This is a genomic window from Bacillus sp. FSL K6-1366 (assembly GCF_037976695.1).
Classification (GTDB): domain Bacteria; phylum Bacillota; class Bacilli; order Bacillales; family Bacillaceae; genus Bacillus; species Bacillus subtilis.
The window spans coordinates 1,534,379-1,555,498 of record NZ_CP150268.1 but is presented as its reverse complement, the minus strand read 5'-3'; the positions used below and the strand labels follow the sequence as shown (position 1 = coordinate 1,555,498).

The window sequence follows — 21,120 nt, the reverse complement described above, 5'->3', positions numbered from 1 at the left end:
TAGAACTAAATAATCATGTTGTAACAATCTATCAGTTAAACGCGTGGAGGTTTGTCATGAAAAAAATCATCTTGCTTTGCTTCTGCTTATTACTTACTCTGACAGGCGGATGCAGTATGAACACCAATGAAAAAAACAACACAAAAGACAATAACACAGAAGCCTTAAAACCAAAAGATATGGATCCAAAAGACCTGCCGCAAGTTCCGGCATTTCAAGATGAGAAGACGAGAGAGTACATGGTGTCAACGAAGGAAGAGGAGCCGGGGTATTATTTGCTGGAGTCTAGGCTGAAAGGGTTTAGGATGTTGTTTCCGGAGGATGGCGAGTATCTTCCTAATTATTCCACATCAAATGGAAAGAATAGCGAATCGATAGGATTTCAAAGCTATAATGAAAAATCAAATATACTCTTAGATGCACAAATTAGCTACTATAACAAATCTTCTTTTATTAATAATCCAGAGACAATGTTGCGCCAAATTAGTAATGAGAATGGTTACAAAGGTGAATTTAAGAAAGAAAAAACTGACGGGAAAATAGTATATACTGCATCAAAAAAAAGCACTTTTAAAAACAGTGATCGTAAATACAATTATTCCTTTCGTTATTTTGGATATATAAAATCTAGTGATGAAGAGTACTTGGGAATAGTATATTCTTTTATAGTTCGTTGTAAAAAGGTTGATCAACCCTGTGCTTTGAATGGAGATCAAGCAAGAGAAAGAACTGATACTCTCATTCATTCTATTATCTTTTATAAGAAGAGGAGTAGAGATGGACAATAAGAATGTTTTCATGAACGAAAATATAAAGCTCTTTATAATTAACTCAGAGTATGACTATAAAGAAAAGTTTACACAGAATCACTTTTCAATTGGATCAGTAATATTGATTAGTTAAACCTATTGGAGGTTCGTCGTGAAAAAGACCATCTTGCTTTGCTTCAGCTTATTACTTGCCCTGACAGGCGGATGCAGTATGAGCGTCAGTGATAAATACACCACAAAATACAATAAAACAGAAGCCGTAAAACCAAAAGACATGGATCCAAAAGACCTGCCGCAGGTTCCGGCGTTTCAGGACGAGAAAACGAGAGAGTACATGGTGTCAACGAAAGAAGAGCAGCCGGGGTATTATTTGCTTGAATCTAGCTGCAAGGGTTTAGGATGTTGTTTCCGGAGGATGCGGAGTATTCCGACTCAGAAACTTCAAAGACAAACGAGTCACTATTTTTTGATAGTTTTAATAAAAAAACGAATATAGTAATGAATGCTTCAGTTAAGTTTTATCAAAATGAATCGTTTATAAACGAACCGGAGAATATGTTGGATATTATTAGCGGTAAAAATGAATACAAAGGTGATTTTGAGAAATTAGAAACGAAGGATAAAGATATTTACTTTGCCTCAAGACAAGAAAACTTTGACAAAGAAGAGACACCATCTTATATCTTCCTTGGTTATATAAAATCGAAAAAACAAGATTATTTAGGGATGGAATATTCTTTTATGTTTAGCTGCTCCGCCAATGCAAATACATGTAAACAAAACCCGAAAGACAATGAAGAAAAAGTTAAAAAAATAATAAACTCTACTACCTTTGGCGATATGTAAAGGAAAATACGAAGAAAGAGAGATATCTGCTCAAAGAAAAAGGCTTTTGATGATATAGAGGGAAAGAATAGTTTTTCTTATAGAGAATTAAGGGAAATAGAGTATTCGTTTCGATTCACCTACTATAAAGATGAAGAGGTTAAGTAAGAGCCGTATGATAAACGATTTTATGAAAAAAGAAATAGGTATTTTGATGTGTTTGTGGTGTTTTGCTTGATTTGTTAGTGAAAGGAGATCAAAACCAAGTCGGATTTCCTATTTATCCAAATTCCACCATGATGTAACATAGAAAAGGATAAAATAATCACGTATTAACCAGGTCAATAGGATTATTTTCGGTATGAAAATAGAATTCTATTCTCACAAAACCCGTGGAGGTTCGTAATGAAAAAGATCATATGTATTTGCTTTAGCTTATTACTTGCCCTGACAGGAGGATGCAGTATGCAAGACAATGATAAAAACACCACAAATGACAATAAAACAGAAGCCGTAAAACCAAAAGACATGGATCCAAAAGACCTGCCGCAAGTTCCGGCGTTTCAAGATGAAAAAACGAGAGAGTACATGGTGTCAACGAAAGAAGAGGAGCCAGGGTATTATTTGCTTGAATCTAAGCTGAAAGGGTTTAGGATGTTGTTTCCGGAGGATGGGGAGTATGTACCTGATCTTTCAAGTAAAGGTGAAAATGAGGAAACAATAGTATTTGATAGTTTCAATAAAAAAACTAACATTCAATATGACGGGCAATTAGATTATCATCAAGAAAAAAGTTTTGCGAATGACAAGGATACAATGCTTGACATTGTAAGCGGCAGAAATAGCTATAAAGGAAAATACGAAGAAAGAGAGCTATCTGATAAAATTGTATATTCTGCTCAAAAGAAAAGCAGTTTTGATGATGTGGATGAAAAGAATAATTTTTCTTATAGATTTTTTGGTTATGTTAAATCTAAAAAAGAGGAATATTTAGGAATAGAGTATTCTTTTCGTTTTTCTTGCTATAAGGGTAAAGAGGTTTGTTCATTAAAGAAAGAAGAAGCAGAAAAAAAAGTTCGAAAAATAATTGATTCTATTACCTTTTTAAAAGTTAAAAAGGAGAAATAGAGAAAATGGAAAATAAGAATATATTTGAAAATGAAAATGTAAAGCTGCGTTTAATTGACTTGGAGTACGATTATAAAGAAAAATTTGCTTCTAATATTGAAAGTGAAATAAAGAGAGCTAAAACAGATTTTGAAGTCGAGGTGCGTCGAATATACAAAGAAGAAACACATCGAGATCTTCCAAAAAATCTGGAAATATACACATCTAATGAACTTATTAAAAAAAATTCGAAAATAGATACATCAATAAGAGAGTCCGGATATGATGGTACAGCTATTTATATTAAGGATGATAAACAACACGTTAATCAACTTCATATTATTTCAGAGGGGAGTGCTGATAACGAAGACTGGTCATACAATTTCTTTGGTCTCTTTTTAGGGATAGATGACAGCCAGTACCAAGCGACAAAAGAGTTTGTAAGAAATGCCAAAAGAGAAACAGAGAATTCTCATGATTTAAAGACCTTTGCTATGGGCCACTCACTGGCAAATAATAATCAGGTGATGGTTCAATTAATTGACGGAGAATTTGATGAGGTTTATGGGGTTAACGGAGCTCAAATAAGCGTTGACCACCTGCTAGCAACTGATTTGAATTTGAGAGATAGGCTAATGCATAAATTTCATATTAGACGCTTAAAAGATATAAATGATATCCCACCAGATAAGCTAAAAAAAGAAATCCAAAAATATTATGAAGACAAAGGCGTAACAGCAAACATCACCCAACGCATCTCAAAAGATGACCCGCTGTATGGAGTCAGCGGCAAGGCCGATTTCATTACATTCGGTGATGTGAAGATGGCAGATACAAATACAAGTGTAAAAGGCATCCGAAATATTATGGATGGGGTTCCTGACGAAGATGTGAGGTCAATTCAAAAATTCCTTCAAAAATATAAGGATGACTATGAAAAAGACGGCTTGAACGGTTTTATAAAGGCAGCCAGCGGGATAGACATAGACCTGATTGAAAAAGTGAAAAACACAGACGGCGCTTTAAAGAAAGTAAGTGTCCTATATGAGCATTTTGATGATGTTAAGCAAATGTATGGCCGAATAAAAGAGGAACTGCCGTCGTTTTTAGGTTTTCTTCATACCTTGTTGAGAAACAGCGGACCGGTCGTAGATCAGTTAGCTGAAAACGGTTATATTGATGAAACGCAAAAGAAAGTCATCAAAAAAGAATTAACGAATATTAATGCGAGTATGCGAGGCATAGAATTACGGTACGAACATTTCATTGACCATTTAAAGCATGGCCAATTTATGCAAGCTTTGAAAGACGTTGGTGAAATAGTGGACTATGTAAAATCAATTCTATCCTCATTGAAAACACTCGACACAGAAACAAAAGACGCACTAAAACTTATCGTCGACGGCCACAGCATCGTTCAAATGCTCAACGCCTTGTCAAAGGAAAAAGGCTTCAGCTATAAAGGCTCCGATATTTATTTTACAGGGAAGAGCGGCTCGGGAGAAACGATTCAAGTCAATCTCTCATCCGCTGTCAGAATCTATCAAAACGGTATGAAAATCGTTGAAGATATGGAAGATGCGATTTCTAAGTACCAGAAGGTTTACAGTCAGGAAATCGATGAAGATTTCATAGACAAAAAGCAGGCGATCATCACGGCTATTCATCATATGGAAGAAAACCCTTCGCATTATGCCTTCGATCTTCAATTCCGGCTTGCAGCTGGTTTCAGCCACACATTCGATAAATTGGAGAAAATCTCTGTTCATGAATCATTCCACACAGGTGCGCTTCCTGCAAATGATGGAATTGTTGCTGAATTAAAAAAACAGACAACAGAAAAAAGAGATTTTATCAAAAATATCCGCGAGAGTATTGAAAAGCTGTTTGAAAAAGAAGAAATGATTTCTCAGTTATTTGATTTTCAGCCTTAGGAGGAATATGAAGAGTGACTTCCTTATTTTCAGAAAGTGAAACAGAAATTGTATCAACGACCTATATGTTTCTTACCCAAGATGAAATGAAGGGGAAAGCGGGCACCCTCAATCAACCGATCAACGACTTTCTCAGCCTGACAAAGAAATTTGAGTCTTCATTAAAAGAGGAAATCAAAGGGCAAAAAGGGTTGATTGTAAAAAAAATAAAAAAAGAGCTTGAGTCTAAAAGCGAAAAACGAAAAGCTGCCCTTGAGATGATAAAAGAAGAACATACCGCAAAAGTTGATCGGTACAAAATGATCATTGAAGACTTGCGGCAGCAGGATGTAACATTGACTTACAGAAAAAAGAAGCCTGTGAAAGATGTCTAACATAAAAATCTCCTATTCAAACAATGAGTGGGAGATTTTTATTTTGATCACGGCAAAAATATACTGAAAAAGTCTTTCTCCATTGATATGATTGAGAAGAGTAAAAATCATCCTTTTGCTATGACATTTCACCTTTCTGAACGCTGAAACAGGAGGAAAAATATATGCCAACCCACAAACAAAAATCTAAAAGTAAATTGAAACCTTTTTTTGCATTAGTAAGACGGACCAATCCTTCTTATGGAAAGCTTGCATTTGCGCTTGCCCTCAGTGTTGTAACCACGCTGGTCAGCCTGCTCATTCCATTATTAACGAAGCAGCTTGTCGATGGTTTTTCTATGTCAAATCTGTCAGGCACGCAAATCGGTTTGATCGCGCTGGTGTTTTTCGTTCAGGCGGGTTTAAGCGCTTATGCCACCTATGCGCTTAACTATAATGGACAAAAAATCATTTCCGGGCTGCGGGATTTATTATGGAAGAAATTAATTAAGCTGCCTGTCTCTTATTTCGATACAAATGCTTCCGGAGAAACAGTCAGCCGTGTAACGAACGATACGATGGTTGTCAAAGAATTGATTACAACCCATATCAGCGGATTTATTACAGGCATCATTTCTGTCATTGGATCATTGACAATCTTGTTTATTATGAACTGGAAGCTGACACTGCTTGTGTTAGTGGTCGTTCCGCTGGCCGCTCTTATTTTGGTGCCGATTGGACGGAAAATGTTCTCCATTTCACGGGAAACACAAGATGAAACAGCCCGTTTTACAGGCCTGCTTAATCAAATTCTCCCGGAAATCAGACTTGTCAAAGCTTCAAATGCGGAGGATGTCGAATACGGGCGCGGGAAGATGGGGATTTCCTCATTATTTAAGCTTGGCGTTCGTGAAGCCAAGGTTCAATCGCTTGTCGGCCCGCTTATCTCACTCGTGTTAATGGCAGCCCTTGTCGCAGTCATCGGATATGGCGGCATGCAGGTATCTTCAGGCGAGCTCACGGCCGGAGCTCTCGTGGCTTTTATTTTATATTTGTTCCAAATTATTATGCCGATGGGCCAAATTACAACATTCTTTACACAGCTGCAAAAATCAATCGGTGCAACAGAACGAATGATTGAGATTTTGGCAGAGGAAGAGGAAGATACAGTGACAGGAAAACAAATTGAAAATGCGCATCTCCCTATCCAGCTGGATTGCGTGTCTTTTGGATATAAGCCTGATCAGCTGATCTTAAAAGAGATCAGCGCCGTCATTGAAGCAGGGAAAGTCACAGCGATTGTCGGTCCGAGCGGCGGGGGAAAAACGACGCTGTTTAAGCTGCTTGAACGCTTTTATTCTCCGACTGCAGGGACCATTCGGCTGGGGGACGAGCCGGTCGATACTTACTCGCTTGAATCGTGGAGGGAGCATATCGGGTATGTATCACAGGAAAGCCCGTTAATGTCCGGGACAATCAGAGAAAATATTTGCTACGGGTTAGAACGAGATGTGACGGATGCTGAGATCGAAAAAGCCGCGGAGATGGCATATGCGCTCAATTTTATAAAGGAGCTGCCGAATCAGTTTGATACAGAAGTGGGCGAACGCGGCATTATGCTGTCAGGCGGACAAAGGCAAAGAATCGCGATTGCGAGAGCGCTTCTCCGTAACCCAAGCATTCTTATGCTCGATGAAGCTACCTCAAGTCTCGACAGCCAATCTGAAAAATCAGTTCAGCAGGCGCTGGAGGTGCTGATGGAGGGCCGCACAACGATTGTTATCGCTCACCGCCTATCTACCGTTGTAGATGCGGACCAGCTTTTGTTTGTTGAAAAAGGGGAAATTACCGGTCGTGGAACACACCATGAGTTAATGGCTTCCCATGGTCTTTATAGGGATTTTGCTGAACAGCAGCTGAAAATGAATGCAGACTTAGAAAACAAAGCCGGGTAAATTTTGGTCGAATCAGCCAATAAAAAAGAGGAGGGATTTTCCCAATCCTTCCTTTTGAACTATTGAGGGGCTTACGATTTATGGTATACTACTGACGGTAATATTGTATAAAACGGAGGGTAGTTGTGGGAAAACACACTTCTGAACATAAAAATCACGCACAAATTGTCCAGCTGCTTCAAGATGGACAATATTTTTTTCATAAAGGCTTGAAAGCGTATAAAGAGCGCAATCTAAAACGGGCAAGCAAACTGATTCAGCGCGCGGTTCATTTGGAGCCGGAGGATTCAGAGATGCTTTCACAGCTTGCGGTCATTTATTCGGAAATGGGCCAGTATCAAGAGTCGAACGATCTTCTTGACTATATCATGGCAAATCTGGAGGCCGAAATGCCGGAGTGCCATTACTTTAAAGCGAATAACTTTGCCCATCTGGGGCTCTTCCAGGAAGCTTATAAAGAAGCGGCCGCTTATTCTGATGCGGACCCGGATGGTGAATTCGCCGAAGAAAACGATAGTCTGCTTGATTTGCTCGATTTAGGAGACGACGGCATTGAGGATTCGTTGTATGATCAGGATGAACTGCTGGTGAAACAGGATCGGGCAAAGTCATTGCTGGAAAGCGGCCAGCTTGCTGAAGCGGTTGCGGCGCTTGAGGAAATCACAACTGAATATCCGGAGCTTTGGTCAGCATACAACAATCTCGCGCTTGCCTATTTCTATTCAGGAAACGTTGTAAAAGCGAAGCAAACCGCTTATGAAGTGCTTTCTCATAATGAAGGAAATCTTCACGCCTTATGCAATCTTCTCGTTTTCTACTATTATGAAAGAGAAGACGAAAAAGTGGCGGAATTGAGTGATCAGCTCTCCAATGTCTATCCGATGCTATTGGAGCAGCGTTATAAATTGGGTGCTACTTTGGCGCTTGTCGGCCGCTACGAGATCGGATATAAATGGCTCAAATCATTATATAAAACCGGCTTTGAAGGTGACGACACCTTCTTTTACTGGCTTTCCTGCTCTGCTTATTTTACGGGACATACCGACTTTGCCGAGACGATCTGGAGAAAAGTCGAGTCGCAATATCCCGGCGAAGACCGCCCGGCGCCTTGGATTGAGCGGAGGGAAGCTCTTCCTTCATCTGTGGAGCAGCGTCTCGCAGCCTATTATATCAGCAGCACAAAGGGAGAAACAGAGCATCTTGAAGCGGTGATACGCTCAAAGAGAATTACCGCTCCTTTTGAAACTCATTTTGTAAAGCTGCTTCTGAATGGAGATTCTGCTGCTGCTGACGTTTCAGAGGATGCACTTTTCGCTTATCAAACGGTCAAATTATTAGAGCAAGCTGAAAAAGAAGAGATGAAAACAGAAGTCATGAGCTGCTGGGTTTTCCATGTCATCCAGCAAATTCGTGCAGCTGCTCCGTTGAAGAATGAGAAAGGCTGGGCAGCAGCCATCTGTTATATTTGGAAAGAAGCCCATGGCAAGCAAGACACGAAAAAAGACACAGCGGCCCGATTCGGCATCTCTCCGGCAACTTTGACGAAATATATGAAATATATTGATGATATTCTAGAATAGTAAATTTTAAAGAGTCGATTTATTTAATCGACTCTTTTTTTGTTTGATAGATTATATTGAGAAAATAATATCGACAGTTTTTTTACACGCTTAAGAAAAATGACAAATGATGTGTGACTTGACATCTGTTTGAAACATAAATGTAATAAAATTTATCGCTAATTTGTCGAAACTTGATGGTATAATGATTCTCGTACATAAGGAATTAGTGTTTTTTACATATGATGTGAAATAAACGCTATACAACCAGAATAAGAGATGCACAGAATAATTAACCATAAACAACCATCATTCCTCGTAGAGTATGAGGAACGAAACTTGATGTTCAAAATACGATTCCAAATGAGGACAGGTTCACAGTAAAAGGGAGGATATAAAAAGTGAGAAAGAGTTTATTGACACTTGGTTTGGCTTCCGTCATCGGGACAAGCAGTTTTTTGATCCCATTTACAAGTAAAACTGCATCGGCGGAAACATTAGATGAAAAGAAACAAAAAATCGAAAGCAAGCAATCTGAGGTTGCTTCCAGCATTGAAGCGAAGGAAAAAGAATTAACTGAGCTTCAGGAAAATCAATCAAAGATTGAAAAAGAACTGAAAGACATTAACGCTAAGGCGCTTGATACAAGCAACAAGATCGAAGATAAAAAAGAAGAAAATGATAAAACAAAAGAAGAAATCAAAAAACTGAAAAAAGAGATTAAAGAAACTGAAGCACGCATCGAAAAACGCAATGAAATCCTGAAAAAGCGCGTTCGTTCTTTACAGGAAAGCGGCGGATCTCAAGGATACATAGATGTTCTTTTAGGATCAACAAGCTTTGGTGACTTTATCTCTCGTGCGACTGCGGTTTCATCTATTGTGGACGCAGACAAAGATTTAATCAAACAGCAAGAGCAGGATAAAGCGAAGCTCGAAGATTCTGAAGCGGATTTGAATGACAAGCTGAAAGAAGTTCAAGCTGCATTGGCTAAATTAGAAACAATGCAAAAAGACCTTGATAAACAGCTTAATGAAAAAGACAAGCTTTTCGACGAAGCAAAAGCAAGCCAAAAGAAAACGGCTAAAGCGATTTCTGAATTAAAATCAGAGGCGTCTGAACTTGCAAATCAAAAAGCAAATACTGAAGCTGAACAAGCACGCATCAAAAAAGAACAAGAAGCAGCGGCTGCTTTGATCAAAAAGCAGGAAGAAGCACAAAAAGCATCTGATGAAACACAAACAGATGACAGTCAAACGGCGACAACTGAATCAGCAAAAGCAAGCTCATCTGATGATTCTTCAGACAATTCTTCTAACGGTTCATCAAACAGCTCGTCAAACGGCTCATCTTCTAAGAAGAGCAGCGGCTCAAACAGCAATTCAGGCGGCACTGTTATCAGCAACTCTGGCGGAATTGAAGGCGCGATCAGCGTTGGTTCAAGCATTGTAGGACAATCTCCGTACAAGTTTGGCGGCGGACGCAGCCAATCTGATATCAACAACCGTATTTTTGACTGCTCATCATTCGTACGCTGGGCATACGCTTCTGCAGGTGTTAACCTTGGACCTGTAGGCGGGACAACTACTGATACGTTAGTTGGCAGAGGACAAGCTGTCAGCGCGTCTGAAATGAAACGCGGAGACCTTGTGTTCTTTGACACTTACAAAACAAATGGACACGTAGGAATCTACTTAGGAAACGGTACTTTCCTAAACGACAATACATCTCATGGCGTATCTGTTGACTCTATGAGCAATCCTTACTGGAAAAAAGCATTTAAAGGCGTTGTAAGACGTGTTGTTCAATAATAAATATGACAAGGGCCTTCTAAAACAGAAGGCTCTTTCTTTATTAACATATACCCTTTTCGAATACATTTAATCGTGTTGAGCAAAAAAATAGCGTATCACCATGAGATTTTATAGGATATGGGTAAGGAATACGTTTGATGGGGATTCTTATCTTATAAGAAAGAGCCCAAACTTGAAAAGATGGTTTAAGGAGTGAATAGTGTGTCAGAAGAAAAAATTTATGACGTGATTATAATCGGCGCGGGCCCTGCTGGGATGACGGCCGCTGTATACACATCAAGAGCGAATTTATCGACATTAATGATTGAAAGAGGAATTCCTGGCGGACAAATGGCCAATACGGAAGATGTAGAAAACTATCCTGGATTCGAAAGTATCCTTGGGCCTGAGCTTTCTAACAAAATGTTTGAACACGCGAAAAAATTCGGCGCTGAATACGCTTATGGCGATATTAAAGAAGTCGTTGACGGCAAAGAGTACAAAGTAGTCAAAGCTGGTTCAAAGGAATATAAAGCACGTGCTGTCATCATTGCTGCTGGTGCGGAATATAAAAAAATCGGCGTGCCTGGCGAAAAAGAATTGGGCGGCCGCGGTGTATCTTATTGTGCAGTATGTGACGGCGCTTTCTTTAAAGGCAAAGAACTAGTCGTTGTTGGCGGCGGAGATTCCGCGGTTGAAGAAGGCGTATATCTGACTCGTTTCGCTTCAAAAGTAACGATTGTTCACAGACGTGATAAACTCCGTGCTCAAAGTATTCTTCAAGCGAGAGCATTTGATAATGAAAAAGTTGACTTCCTATGGAACAAAACCGTGAAGGAAATTCATGAGGAAAACGGCAAAGTCGGTAACGTAACGCTTGTCGATACGGTAACCGGTGAAGAAAGTGAATTCAAAACAGACGGCGTATTCATTTACATTGGCATGCTTCCTCTGTCTAAACCGTTTGAGAATCTGGGCATTACGAATGAAGAAGGCTACATCGAAACAAACGACCGCATGGAGACAAAGGTTGAAGGAATTTTCGCTGCCGGAGACATTCGCGAAAAATCACTGCGCCAAATCGTAACGGCTACAGGAGACGGAAGCATTGCGGCGCAAAGCGTACAGCATTATGTTGAAGAGCTTCAAGAAACGCTGAAAACCTTAAAATAAAAAGGGCTGTCATACGAGTTTCACATTACGTTACTGGGTTTTAATTCCGCTGTAACACATGTGTAATGCTTTTCGGTTATGATTAATAAAGTAATTGACCCCCTTTTTATAATGAATACACTTTTTTGGCACGGATTCTCCAGTTATCCGTGTCCTTTTTTTGTCCATAAATAAAAGAGAATTCCAGTTACAGCAAAATCATCTGAATTAAGGAATGAATATGCTGTAAAATAGAAGAAAAGATTGTCAATGTCTCTTCATTGTGGGAGGCATCTTGAAGCGGTATAATAAAGAGACGATGACAGGACGAAGGTTAGGTGACGTACTTGCAAAGAGTGACAAATTGTGTGCTTCAGACGGATGACAAAGTTCTTCTGCTTCAAAAGCCGAGACGCGGATGGTGGGTCGCGCCGGGAGGCAAGATGGAGAGCGGAGAATCAGTCAGAGACTCCGTCATCAGAGAGTACAGAGAAGAGACTGGTATCTATATCATAAATCCTCAATTAAAAGGCGTTTTTACCTTTATTATTAAAGACGGTGACCACATTGTCTCCGAGTGGATGATGTTTACGTTTGTCGCTGATTCATATACAGGACAAAATGTATCAGAATCAGAGGAAGGCAAACTACAGTGGCACGATGTCAATGACATTCAGAACCTGCCTATGGCCCCTGGAGACGGCCATATCCTTGATTTTATGATGAAGGGACAAGGGCTGCTGCACGGCACATTTACGTATACACCGGAATTTGAGCTGCTCAGTTATCGTTTAGACCCGCAGCACATCAAATAGAAAGACAAGTCAGGGGGGAGAAAGATGAGTGTTAGTGAATCACATGATATTCAGCTTGTCATTATAACTGGAATGTCGGGAGCGGGGAAAACTGTCGCGATCCAAAGCTTTGAAGATCTCGGCTATTTCTGCGTCGATAATCTTCCGCCTTCATTGCTTCCGAAGTTTTTAGAGCTGATGAAGGAATCAAATTCGAAAATGAGCAAAGTTGCGCTCGTGATGGATTTGCGCGGCCGCGAATTTTTTGACCGGCTGATTGAAGCGCTGGATGAAATGGCCGAAAATCCGTGGATCACACCGCGAATTTTATTCCTGGACGCGAAGGATTCCATTCTCGTCACAAGATATAAAGAAACGAGACGCTCGCATCCGCTGGCAGCGACTGGCCTGCCGCTTGAAGGCATCGCGCTAGAACGAGAGCTGCTTGAGGAATTAAAAGGCCGCTCTCAAATCATTTACGATACGTCTGACATGAAGCCGCGTGATTTGCGTGAAAAAATCGTGAAGCACTTTGCGACAAACCAAGGAGAGACATTTACCGTAAATGTGATGTCATTTGGTTTTAAATACGGTATTCCAATTGATGCAGATCTCGTCTTTGATGTCAGATTTTTGCCGAATCCGTACTATATCGAAAGCATGCGGCCGCTGACTGGCAAGGATAAAGAGGTTTCCTCTTACGTCATGAAGTGGAATGAAACGCAAAAGTTCAATGAGAAATTAATTGATCTGCTGAGCTTTATGCTTCCATCTTACAAAAGAGAAGGAAAAAGCCAGGTTGTCATTGCGATCGGCTGCACAGGGGGCCAGCACCGCTCTGTGACATTAGCCGAGAATTTAGCTGATTATTTCAAAAAGGATTACTATACTCATGTTACTCACCGGGACATTGAAAAGAGAAGCCGGAAATAAGATGGGACAAAAGCCGAAAATCGCAATCTTTGGCGGCGGTACAGGTCTTTCTGTATTGCTTCGGGGCCTAAAGCATAAACCCGTTGACATCACGGCCATTGTAACAGTTGCCGATGATGGGGGGAGCTCTGGCCGTCTGCGGAATGAACTGAAAATTCCGCCTCCCGGAGACATCAGAAATGTGCTTGCCGCTTTATCCGATGTGGAGCCGCTTGTTGAAGATCTTTTTCAGCACCGCTTCAATAAAGGGAATGACTTAACAGGCCATTCTCTCGGGAATTTGATTTTGGCAGCGATGACAAATATAACCGGTGATTTTTTTCACGCTGTCACAGAAATGAGCAAGGTGCTGAATGTAAGAGGAAAGGTTTTGCCGGCTGCCAATGCCAGTGTCGTTTTGCATGCTGAGATGGAAGACGGCCGCGTGGTCTCAGGCGAGTCAACGATCCCGGAATACGGACAGCGTATTAAGCGTGTTTTTCTCACGCCTGAACAGATTGATCCGCTGCCGGAAACAATAGACGTGATCAGGGAAGCGGATTTGATTATTATCGGCCCGGGAAGCCTCTATACAAGCATTCTTCCCAATTTGCTCGTCCCAAAAATCGGGGAAGAAGTGATAAAGGCGCCGGCGAAAAAAGTATACATTTGCAACGTGATGACTCAGCCCGGCGAAACGCTCCATTACACCGCTGCTGATCATGTGAAAGCGCTCAATCAGCATATGGGCTGTGGTTTTATTGATACGATATTAGTAAACAGTGAAGACATTCCCGACGAAATAAAGCGTAAGTACGAAATGGAATCGGCGCGTCCTGTTGATTTTGATATTGAAGAGCTGAAAGCGATGGGGCTTGAAGTCATCAGAGATCAAATTGTAACGTATAAAAATGACGTAATACGTCACGATACACATAAAGTGGCCTCTCTTCTTGTTGATTTACTGAAAGAATGAAGCCTTGAAATGAGGTGGCTATATGTCATTTGCATCAGAAACAAAAAAAGAATTAACGAATCTGGAAGTGAAGGACTGCTGCATTAATGCCGAGCTGTCTGCACTCATTCGGATGAATGGAGCTTTATCATTTACAAACCGCCATCTCGTACTCGATGTTCAAACCGAAAACGCGGCGATTGCCCGCCGCATCTATACATTGCTGAAAAAACAATATGATGTGTCGGTCGAGCTGCTGGTCAGAAAGAAAATGCGGCTGAAAAAGAATAACGTTTATATTGTGCGTTTTTCAGAAAATGCAAAAGCGATCTTAGAGGATTTAAAAATACTCGGGGAGAATTTTGTGTTTGAACGAAGTATTTCGAAAGAGCTGGTCAAAAAGAGATGCTGCAAGCGTTCTTATATGAGAGGAGCATTTTTGGCAGGAGGTTCGGTCAATAATCCGGAAACCTCCTCGTATCATTTAGAAATCTTCTCTCTTTATAAGGAGCATAACGATTCATTATGTGACCTGTTAAATGAGTTTCAGTTAAACAGCAAAACGCTTGAACGGAAAAAAGGCTATATTACCTATTTAAAAGAGGCTGAAAAGATTACAGAGTTTCTGAACGTAATTGGCGCTCACAATTCGCTTCTGCGATTTGAGGATGTCAGAATCGTTCGGGACATGAGAAATTCGGTCAACCGCCTCGTCAATTGTGAAACAGCCAACTTAAACAAAACGATCGGCGCATCACTGAGACAGGTGGAAAATATTAAATACATCGATGAAAGAATCGGCCTGGAGGCGCTGCCTGAAAAACTTCGGGAAATTGCGCAGCTGCGGATTGATTATCAGGAAGTGACGCTGAAAGAGCTAGGGGAAATGGTAGCAAGCGGGAAAATCAGCAAATCAGGGATCAATCACAGGCTGAGAAAACTTGACGAAATCGCAGAACAGCTGCGGACAGGGCAAACCGTCACTTTAAAATAACCGTAAAGAAAAGGGGAGATCTTATGGTTCAACAGAAAGTGGAAGTTCGATTAAAGACAGGACTGCAAGCACGTCCTGCTGCTTTGTTTGTACAAGAAGCAAACCGGTTTACGTCAGATGTGTTTCTTGAGAAGGATGGGAAAAAAGTAAACGCCAAAAGCATCATGGGGCTGATGAGCCTTGCGGTAAGCACAGGCACTGAGGTTACCTTGATTGCCCAGGGAGAAGATGAACAAGAGGCGCTGGAGAAGCTGGCTGCTTACGTTCAAGAAGAAGTTTAGGTGATAAAAATGAGTGACTTTCTAAAAGACTGCTTTCAGAAAATCGGCTGGGAGAAAGACCATGTCAGCTTCGGCGATCTTCCCCTTTTTCTTAAAGCAATGGCATACCGTTTTCCATTCGAAAACCGTGCCGTACTTGCAAAAGAGAATTATAAGATCACAAAAGAAGAGCTATGGCGACGTCTGCTCAAAGATCAGCACGGCGGCCTATGCTACGATTTAAATGGTTTTCTTTATTTTGTCTTGCGTGAGGCTGGGTTTCATGTGAAGCTCATTCGAGGAACGGTTTATGCAGGCGATCAAGAGGGATGGGCACTAGAAGGGACGCATGCTGCTGTATGGCTGTCTGCGGAAAACGGCGATTACCTCGTTGATATCGGCTTCGGCATCAACCTGGCGCTCCAGCCGATACCGCTTTCCGGAGAAACGGTACAGTCACCAGTCGGGTCATTCCGAATCAAAAGAGAAGAGACAGAAAAGGGCAGCCATGTTCTGCTGATGGACAAGGGAGAAGGCTGGCAAATCGGGTACGCCTTTACTCTTGAAGAGAGTGATCTCGGTGATTTAGATAACATGAAGGACATCATTCACTCTCATGAAAAATCTCCTTTTAACAAATCCCCGCTTGCCTCAAAGCTGACGCCGAGCGGAAGGATGGTCATGTCAGAGCGCCATTTTACGATTCATGAAAACGGCAGTGACATTCAAAAAAGTGACATTGGCCCTTCAGAATTTGAAGAGAAATTAAATACTCATTTTTTGTAACGTGAAAAGCTTGCAGGTTATCTGCAAGCTTTTTCTTATGAACAAGTGTAGATTGCTGTATCAAATGCATCTTCTGGGATATACAGTTTTCCCTTTTCGTATTTATAAGGAATTTCATTCTCTTTAAAACACTCTTTTTCATATTCAGTTAGTGTATCCCCAATTTCTATGTATTTCCCGGTATAGTTGGGCTGACATGCTGAAAGAATTGACGTCATTGCCAGAAACAGCATGATTTTCTTCATCACGACACCTGCCTATTATGAAAATTTTACCTTTGTCATTCTATTATAACAAAAAGAAAAAGTCCGATTTACTATTCCGCACATGCTATAATAATTTTGGAATCTTCTAGAAAAATCATCGTGATGTACATATAAGGGGGATCAACGTGTATCGGATTTTGCTTGTGGAAGATGATGAGCGGATCGCTTCTTTGCTGGGCGGTCATCTTCAAAAATACGGATATGAAGTGAAAATTGCTGAACAGCTGAATGATATAAAATTGGAATTTGCAGAAATGAAGCCTGATCTTGTGCTGCTTGATATCAACCTGCCTTTTTTTGACGGGTTTTATTGGTGCAGGCAAATCCGTACCATTTCCAATGCGCCGATTATCTTTATATCGGCACGGACCGATGAGCTGAATCAGGTAATGGCGATTGAAAATGGCGGCGATGATTATATCACAAAGCCGTTCCATCTAGAGGTAGTGATGGCCAAAATCAAAAGCGTCCTGCGCCGCACATATGGTGAATATTCGCCCTCTTTGCCGCAGGAATCTAGAATAGTGGAGCTTGGCGGGCTGACGATTTATCCTGATCAGAATGAGGCCGAATGGAACAGCGTCCGGATTTTGTTTTCCCAAAAAGAATTCCAGCTTCTCTCGATTTTTGTGAGGGAGCATAAAAAAATTGTCTCTCGTGATGAACTATTGGAGGCGTTATGGGATGACGTTGATTTTGTCGATGACAATACGTTAACGGTCAATGTCAATCGGCTGCGGAGAAAACTGGAGAATGCAGGACTGACAGATTGCATTTCCACAATCAGAGGACAAGGCTATCAATTTCAAGTCAATCGGAAGGATGAAGCGGAATGTTAAAGACTTATCTCATCGACCGCTTAGCCATTATTCTATTTTCATTATTAGGGATAGGGTCCGCCATGCTGATTGCGTATTTAAGCATTGTAGAGAGCGGCGCAGAACCTTCCAAAGAAAATATGATGTACATATGGATTTTGCCCGGTACTCTTTTAGCCGCAGGTTTTGCTGCTGATTATGTTCGGCAATTTTCCTTTCTCACATATGTTAAAAAGCTTGCAGAACAAGCCTCTTCTTCGAATGACATCGGACAGTCTTTGAAAGCCAGAAAGCCAAGAACAGGAGAGCAAGCGCTTTGGACGAAGATGATCAACGCACTCGGGCAGCAATACGAAAGCAGGCTCTCACAATATATCAATCAGCAAAAACAGCATTACACCTTCACCAACCAATGGGTCCACCATATGAAAACACCGGTATCCGTCATATCCTTAATGATTCAGGAAGGAAAAAACGGAACCTCATCCTCTTTTCCGACGTTTTTAGAGGAGCTGGAGGATGAGAATGAGAGATTTCGCCACGGTCTTGATATGATGCTGCAAACGGCCCGGCTGGAGGAATTTGCATTTGATGTAAAGCCGCAAACCTTTGATTTGGCAGAAATGGTTCGTTCACTGATCAATCAGGAAAAACGTCAGTTTATTAAACGGCGCCTTTTTCCAACATTACATGTGCCGCCAAATGCCATTCAGATTTCCAGTGATCAAAAGTGGCTTTCCTTTGTTGTTGAGCAAATCCTTTTCAACGCCTTAAAATATTCCAAGCAAGGTGTGGGAGACCCTATTACAATCCGTATTGAAACGCAGGGACATGAGACGCGATTGTCGGTTGCCGACGAAGGAATCGGCATACCGCCGCAGGATCTGCCGCGGATTTTTGACGCGTTTTTTACCGGAGAAAACGGACGAACCATGAAAGAGGCAACTGGAATGGGCCTTTATTTAGCAAAACAGGTGTGCAGTCGTCTCGGCCATAAGCTATATGCGGAATCAAAAGAAGGGGCTGGCACTGTGATGACCATCGTGTTTTCAAGTGACACCCTCGTGAATGTGACAGCATTGTAAGGTTGGGGAGCGGAATTGCAAGAAAGTTCGATGGGAGGATGCTGACTTCCTTTTTATAATAAAGAAAAAGGAGGAGCAGAACATGAACGTGTTGCAAACAACGAACCTATCGAAAACGTACTATTCAAATAAAGGAACAATATCATACCAAGCGCTCAGCGCCTTTGATCTTAGTGTGTCAAAAGGGGAATTTGTCGGGATTATGGGGCCGTCGGGAAGCGGAAAAACCACGCTTTTGAATTTGCTGGCTACCATTGATAAGCCGACCCAGGGCGAGATGATGATCAACGGCATTCAGCCGAAAACGTTAAAGGACCAAGAGCTGGCTTTGTTTCGCAGAAGAGAACTCGGCTTCGTCTTTCAGGATTTTAATCTGCTTGATACGCTGACGATTCGTGAAAATATTCTCTTGCCGCTCGCATTGGATAAGGTAAAGCTGAGAGAAATGGAAGCCCGATTGGATGAACTGGCGGATACGCTGCAAATCAAGCACATTCTCGATCATCGCACATATGAGGTTTCGGGCGGACAGCAGCAGCGGGCAGCCTGTGCCAGAGCGATTATTCACAATCCGGCGCTCATCCTTGCCGATGAACCGACAGGAAACCTCGACTCAAAATCGGCAAAGCAAGTGATGAACACACTGGCTCAGCTGAATGAGGAAAAGGAAGCGACGATTCTGTTGGTTACGCATGATGCCACAGCAGCAAGTTTCTGTAAACGAATTGTTTTTATTAAAGACGGACGTTTCTTTTCAGAGATTCACAGAGGAACAAACAGGCAGGTGTTTTATCAAAGTATATTGGATACCTTGAGTGTGTTGGGAGGCGATTTTCATGAATTTGAGAACTATCGCCCGTAAAAACATTCTTGGGAATCTGCAACGGTATGTGGCCTACTTTTTAAGCTGTGTGTTTGCCGTTTCGGTGTTTTTTGTCTTCACATCATTTATTTTTCATCCTGATGTCAATGAAGACAATATATATGGAGGAAGCCTTGTCAAAACATGCTTGAGCGCAGCTCTTGTCGTCATCATTGTGTTTTGTATATTTTTCATCACATATTCCAATTCAGCGTTTTTGCAGGCAAGAAAGAAAGAGTTTGGGCTGCTGACACTGTTTGGCACATCAAAGCAGCAGCTTCGCAAGATGATTTATTATGAGCAGTCACTTATTTCTCTTGCGGCGATTGCGGCCGGCATTGGAGCAGGCCTGTTATTTTCAAAACTGTTTTTTATGATCATGACATGGATGCTCAGCGTGAAGGTGCCGATTTCGTTTGCCATTGTGCCGAAAGCGTTTGTGATGACAATTGCCGGCTTTCTCATCCTGTTTCAGACGCTGCTCATTTTATCACTGGGCCGGATTCGGAAGCTGGAAATCATTGAACTGATTAAATCGGCCAAAAAGCCGAAAAGTTTGCCGGTTTATTCGAAATGGCTCACTGTATTGTCTTTGCTATGTCTTGGCAGCGGTTATTATCTATCTGCAACAGCCAATGCCATTGACATGATGTTTCGGGTATTTCCAATTTTGATTTTAGTGTTAATTGGCACGTATTTCTTTTTTACACAAAGCAGTGTGGCGTTTTTCCGCATGCTTTACCGGAAGAAACACAGCTTCTACAAAGGCACGAATATCATTGTGCGTTCCAACATGATATTCAGGCTGAAGGATCATGCACGCATGCTGTTTTTAACCTCTGTCATTACAGCGGTCATACTAACAGCTACAGGTGTCATCTATATGTTTTATTCCGATTTACAAAGGCAGGAGGAGCAAAGCATTCCTCAGTCTGTTTCCTGGGTGGAAAAGGATGCTTCCCGCTTTCAGGTCATGAAGCCTGAGACAGCTGAGAATACATTGAAAAAAGCTCATGCTGTTATCAAGTATAAGGTGGATGCCACAGGGATTCCTGTCACTTTTCAGTCAGACTTGCCGTATGGAAATAAGAAGATGGAAGCGGAAGCTTTGCTGATTTCAGAAAAAGTCTATAATCAAGTCGCAAAGGAAAAAGGGTTCCCAGTTATTCATTTACAAGAAAATGAAGCATTTATTAATGTTTCTTTTCAAATGATGGTGAAAGACACATTTGGAGAAGGGGAAACAGCAGCATTTCATATGAAGTCAGGAAAAACCCTTTCCTATGTCATGAAAAAGCAGCAAAACAAAGGGATATTGATGTCTGTCGATGGAGTCAGCCGTTTATTGGTTGTCAGCGAAAAGAGCTTTGACAGTCTGTCACAGGATGTGCCGCTGAAGGAACAGATGAGAATGGTAGGTTATGAGCTTGAGCATTGGCAGGAGACGGTGGATGTCTCTGAAAAGCTTGAAAACATGGTGCCGAAAGAACATACATCTGATTTTCAAACACGTGCTCCTAGTTATCAAATTGTGAAGCAGGGAGTTGCATTAATGCTGTTTATTGGTCTGTTTGTCAGCGTGCTGTTTTTTATCGTGCAAGGAAGCATGCTGTATTTGCGGATGTTTACGGAAATAGAAGATACGAGAGTGCAGGTGTTAGCGTTAAAGAGGATAGGGGTTACGGACAAAGAGATTCACTCGATCCTTGGAAAGCAAATAGGATTTTTATTCTTCATCCCATTTATCGCAGGTACGATTCACGCGGGCTTTGCGTATGCAGCGTTAAGTAATATGCTGAATTCCAATTTATTTCTTGAGGCCGTAATTGTCATCTTCATTTATTTTGTATTCCAGGCTCTTTATTATATCGTCACCCGTCATATTTATAAGCGTGCTGTTCTTCAGCGTATGTAATATGAAATCCGGTCTGTTATCAGAC

At 41.3% G+C, this 21,120-nt stretch carries 19 protein-coding genes and 1 pseudogene; 19 read left to right on the top strand and 1 reads right to left on the bottom strand.

Annotation, left to right across the window (positions count from 1 at the left end):
* Positions 1-56: 56 nt before the first annotated feature.
* The 15 genes and pseudogenes from MHI44_RS08220 (at position 57) to MHI44_RS08150 (ending at position 16,149) form a co-directional block, all read left to right on the top strand.
* Entirely contained in the window at positions 57-788 is a 732-nt protein-coding gene (locus tag MHI44_RS08220; RefSeq protein WP_181217469.1) for a lipoprotein YvcA, read from the top strand.
* 133 nt (positions 789-921) lie between these two features.
* A pseudogene (locus MHI44_RS08215) lies at positions 922-1,616 on the top strand (lipoprotein YvcA).
* Between the two features lie 384 nt (positions 1,617-2,000).
* The gene (locus MHI44_RS08210; protein WP_116315812.1) at positions 2,001-2,723 is read left to right on the top strand and encodes a lipoprotein YvcA; all 723 of its coding nucleotides are present in this window, start codon (positions 2,001-2,003) and stop codon (positions 2,721-2,723) included.
* A 5-nt stretch (positions 2,724-2,728) separates the two neighbouring features.
* A complete protein-coding gene (locus MHI44_RS08205) occupies positions 2,729-4,636 on the top strand; it encodes a DUF6792 domain-containing protein (RefSeq protein WP_119899808.1) in 1,908 nt (635 codons plus the stop codon).
* Between the two features lie 14 nt (positions 4,637-4,650).
* Positions 4,651-5,010, top strand: coding sequence for a hypothetical protein (locus MHI44_RS08200; protein WP_116315814.1), 360 nt, complete (start codon positions 4,651-4,653; stop codon positions 5,008-5,010).
* A gap of 164 nt (positions 5,011-5,174) precedes the next feature.
* The gene (bmrA, locus tag MHI44_RS08195) at positions 5,175-6,944 is read left to right on the top strand and encodes a multidrug resistance ABC transporter ATP-binding protein/permease BmrA (RefSeq protein ID WP_339203300.1); all 1,770 of its coding nucleotides are present in this window, start codon (positions 5,175-5,177) and stop codon (positions 6,942-6,944) included.
* A 125-nt stretch (positions 6,945-7,069) separates the two neighbouring features.
* Positions 7,070-8,524: a tetratricopeptide repeat protein gene (locus tag MHI44_RS08190; RefSeq protein ID WP_003242799.1), complete on the top strand. Its 1,455-nt coding sequence runs from the start codon at positions 7,070-7,072 to the stop codon at positions 8,522-8,524.
* Positions 8,525-8,904: 380 nt separating this feature from the next.
* On the top strand, positions 8,905-10,314 hold the full coding sequence (gene cwlO, locus MHI44_RS08185) for a peptidoglycan DL-endopeptidase CwlO (RefSeq protein ID WP_003228138.1): 1,410 nt from the start codon (positions 8,905-8,907) through the stop codon (positions 10,312-10,314).
* Between the two features lie 204 nt (positions 10,315-10,518).
* On the top strand, positions 10,519-11,469 hold the full coding sequence (gene trxB, locus MHI44_RS08180) for a thioredoxin-disulfide reductase (protein WP_003228139.1): 951 nt from the start codon (positions 10,519-10,521) through the stop codon (positions 11,467-11,469).
* A 317-nt stretch (positions 11,470-11,786) separates the two neighbouring features.
* Positions 11,787-12,263: an 8-oxo-dGTP diphosphatase gene (locus MHI44_RS08175; protein WP_010886622.1), complete on the top strand. Its 477-nt coding sequence runs from the start codon at positions 11,787-11,789 to the stop codon at positions 12,261-12,263.
* 24 nt (positions 12,264-12,287) lie between these two features.
* Entirely contained in the window at positions 12,288-13,175 is an 888-nt protein-coding gene (rapZ, locus tag MHI44_RS08170; protein WP_003243903.1) for an RNase adapter RapZ, read from the top strand.
* Between the two features lies 1 nt (position 13,176).
* On the top strand, positions 13,177-14,130 hold the full coding sequence (mgfK, locus tag MHI44_RS08165; protein WP_003244450.1) for a gluconeogenesis morphogenetic factor: 954 nt from the start codon (positions 13,177-13,179) through the stop codon (positions 14,128-14,130).
* Positions 14,131-14,152: 22 nt separating this feature from the next.
* Positions 14,153-15,103: a DNA-binding protein WhiA gene (gene whiA, locus MHI44_RS08160; protein ID WP_003243775.1), complete on the top strand. Its 951-nt coding sequence runs from the start codon at positions 14,153-14,155 to the stop codon at positions 15,101-15,103.
* Between the two features lie 23 nt (positions 15,104-15,126).
* Entirely contained in the window at positions 15,127-15,384 is a 258-nt protein-coding gene (locus MHI44_RS08155; protein WP_003219835.1) for an HPr family phosphocarrier protein, read from the top strand.
* The gene (locus tag MHI44_RS08150) at positions 15,385-16,149 is read left to right on the top strand and encodes an arylamine N-acetyltransferase (protein ID WP_015251150.1); all 765 of its coding nucleotides are present in this window, start codon (positions 15,385-15,387) and stop codon (positions 16,147-16,149) included.
* A gap of 35 nt (positions 16,150-16,184) precedes the next feature.
* On the opposite strand, the gene MHI44_RS08145 is transcribed toward MHI44_RS08150, so the two are convergent.
* A complete protein-coding gene (locus MHI44_RS08145) occupies positions 16,185-16,394 on the bottom strand; it encodes a hypothetical protein (protein ID WP_029318346.1) in 210 nt (69 codons plus the stop codon).
* A 146-nt stretch (positions 16,395-16,540) separates the two neighbouring features.
* On the opposite strand from MHI44_RS08145, the gene psdR reads away from it, so the two are divergent.
* The 4 genes from psdR (at position 16,541) to psdB (ending at position 21,095) form a co-directional block, all read left to right on the top strand.
* Entirely contained in the window at positions 16,541-17,254 is a 714-nt protein-coding gene (gene psdR, locus MHI44_RS08140; RefSeq protein ID WP_003244535.1) for a two-component system response regulator PsdR, read from the top strand.
* Positions 17,248-18,318, top strand: coding sequence for a two-component sensor histidine kinase PsdS (gene psdS / locus MHI44_RS08135; RefSeq protein ID WP_029318347.1), 1,071 nt, complete (start codon positions 17,248-17,250; stop codon positions 18,316-18,318). The genes psdR and psdS overlap by 7 nt, the downstream gene beginning before the upstream one ends.
* An 82-nt stretch (positions 18,319-18,400) precedes the next feature.
* Positions 18,401-19,180: a lantibiotic ABC transporter ATP-binding protein PsdA gene (gene psdA / locus MHI44_RS08130; RefSeq protein ID WP_003228167.1), complete on the top strand. Its 780-nt coding sequence runs from the start codon at positions 18,401-18,403 to the stop codon at positions 19,178-19,180.
* The gene (gene psdB / locus MHI44_RS08125; protein WP_024571588.1) at positions 19,155-21,095 is read left to right on the top strand and encodes a lantibiotic ABC transporter permease PsdB; all 1,941 of its coding nucleotides are present in this window, start codon (positions 19,155-19,157) and stop codon (positions 21,093-21,095) included. Before psdA ends, psdB begins: the two co-directional genes overlap by 26 nt.
* Positions 21,096-21,120 lie beyond the last annotated feature (25 nt).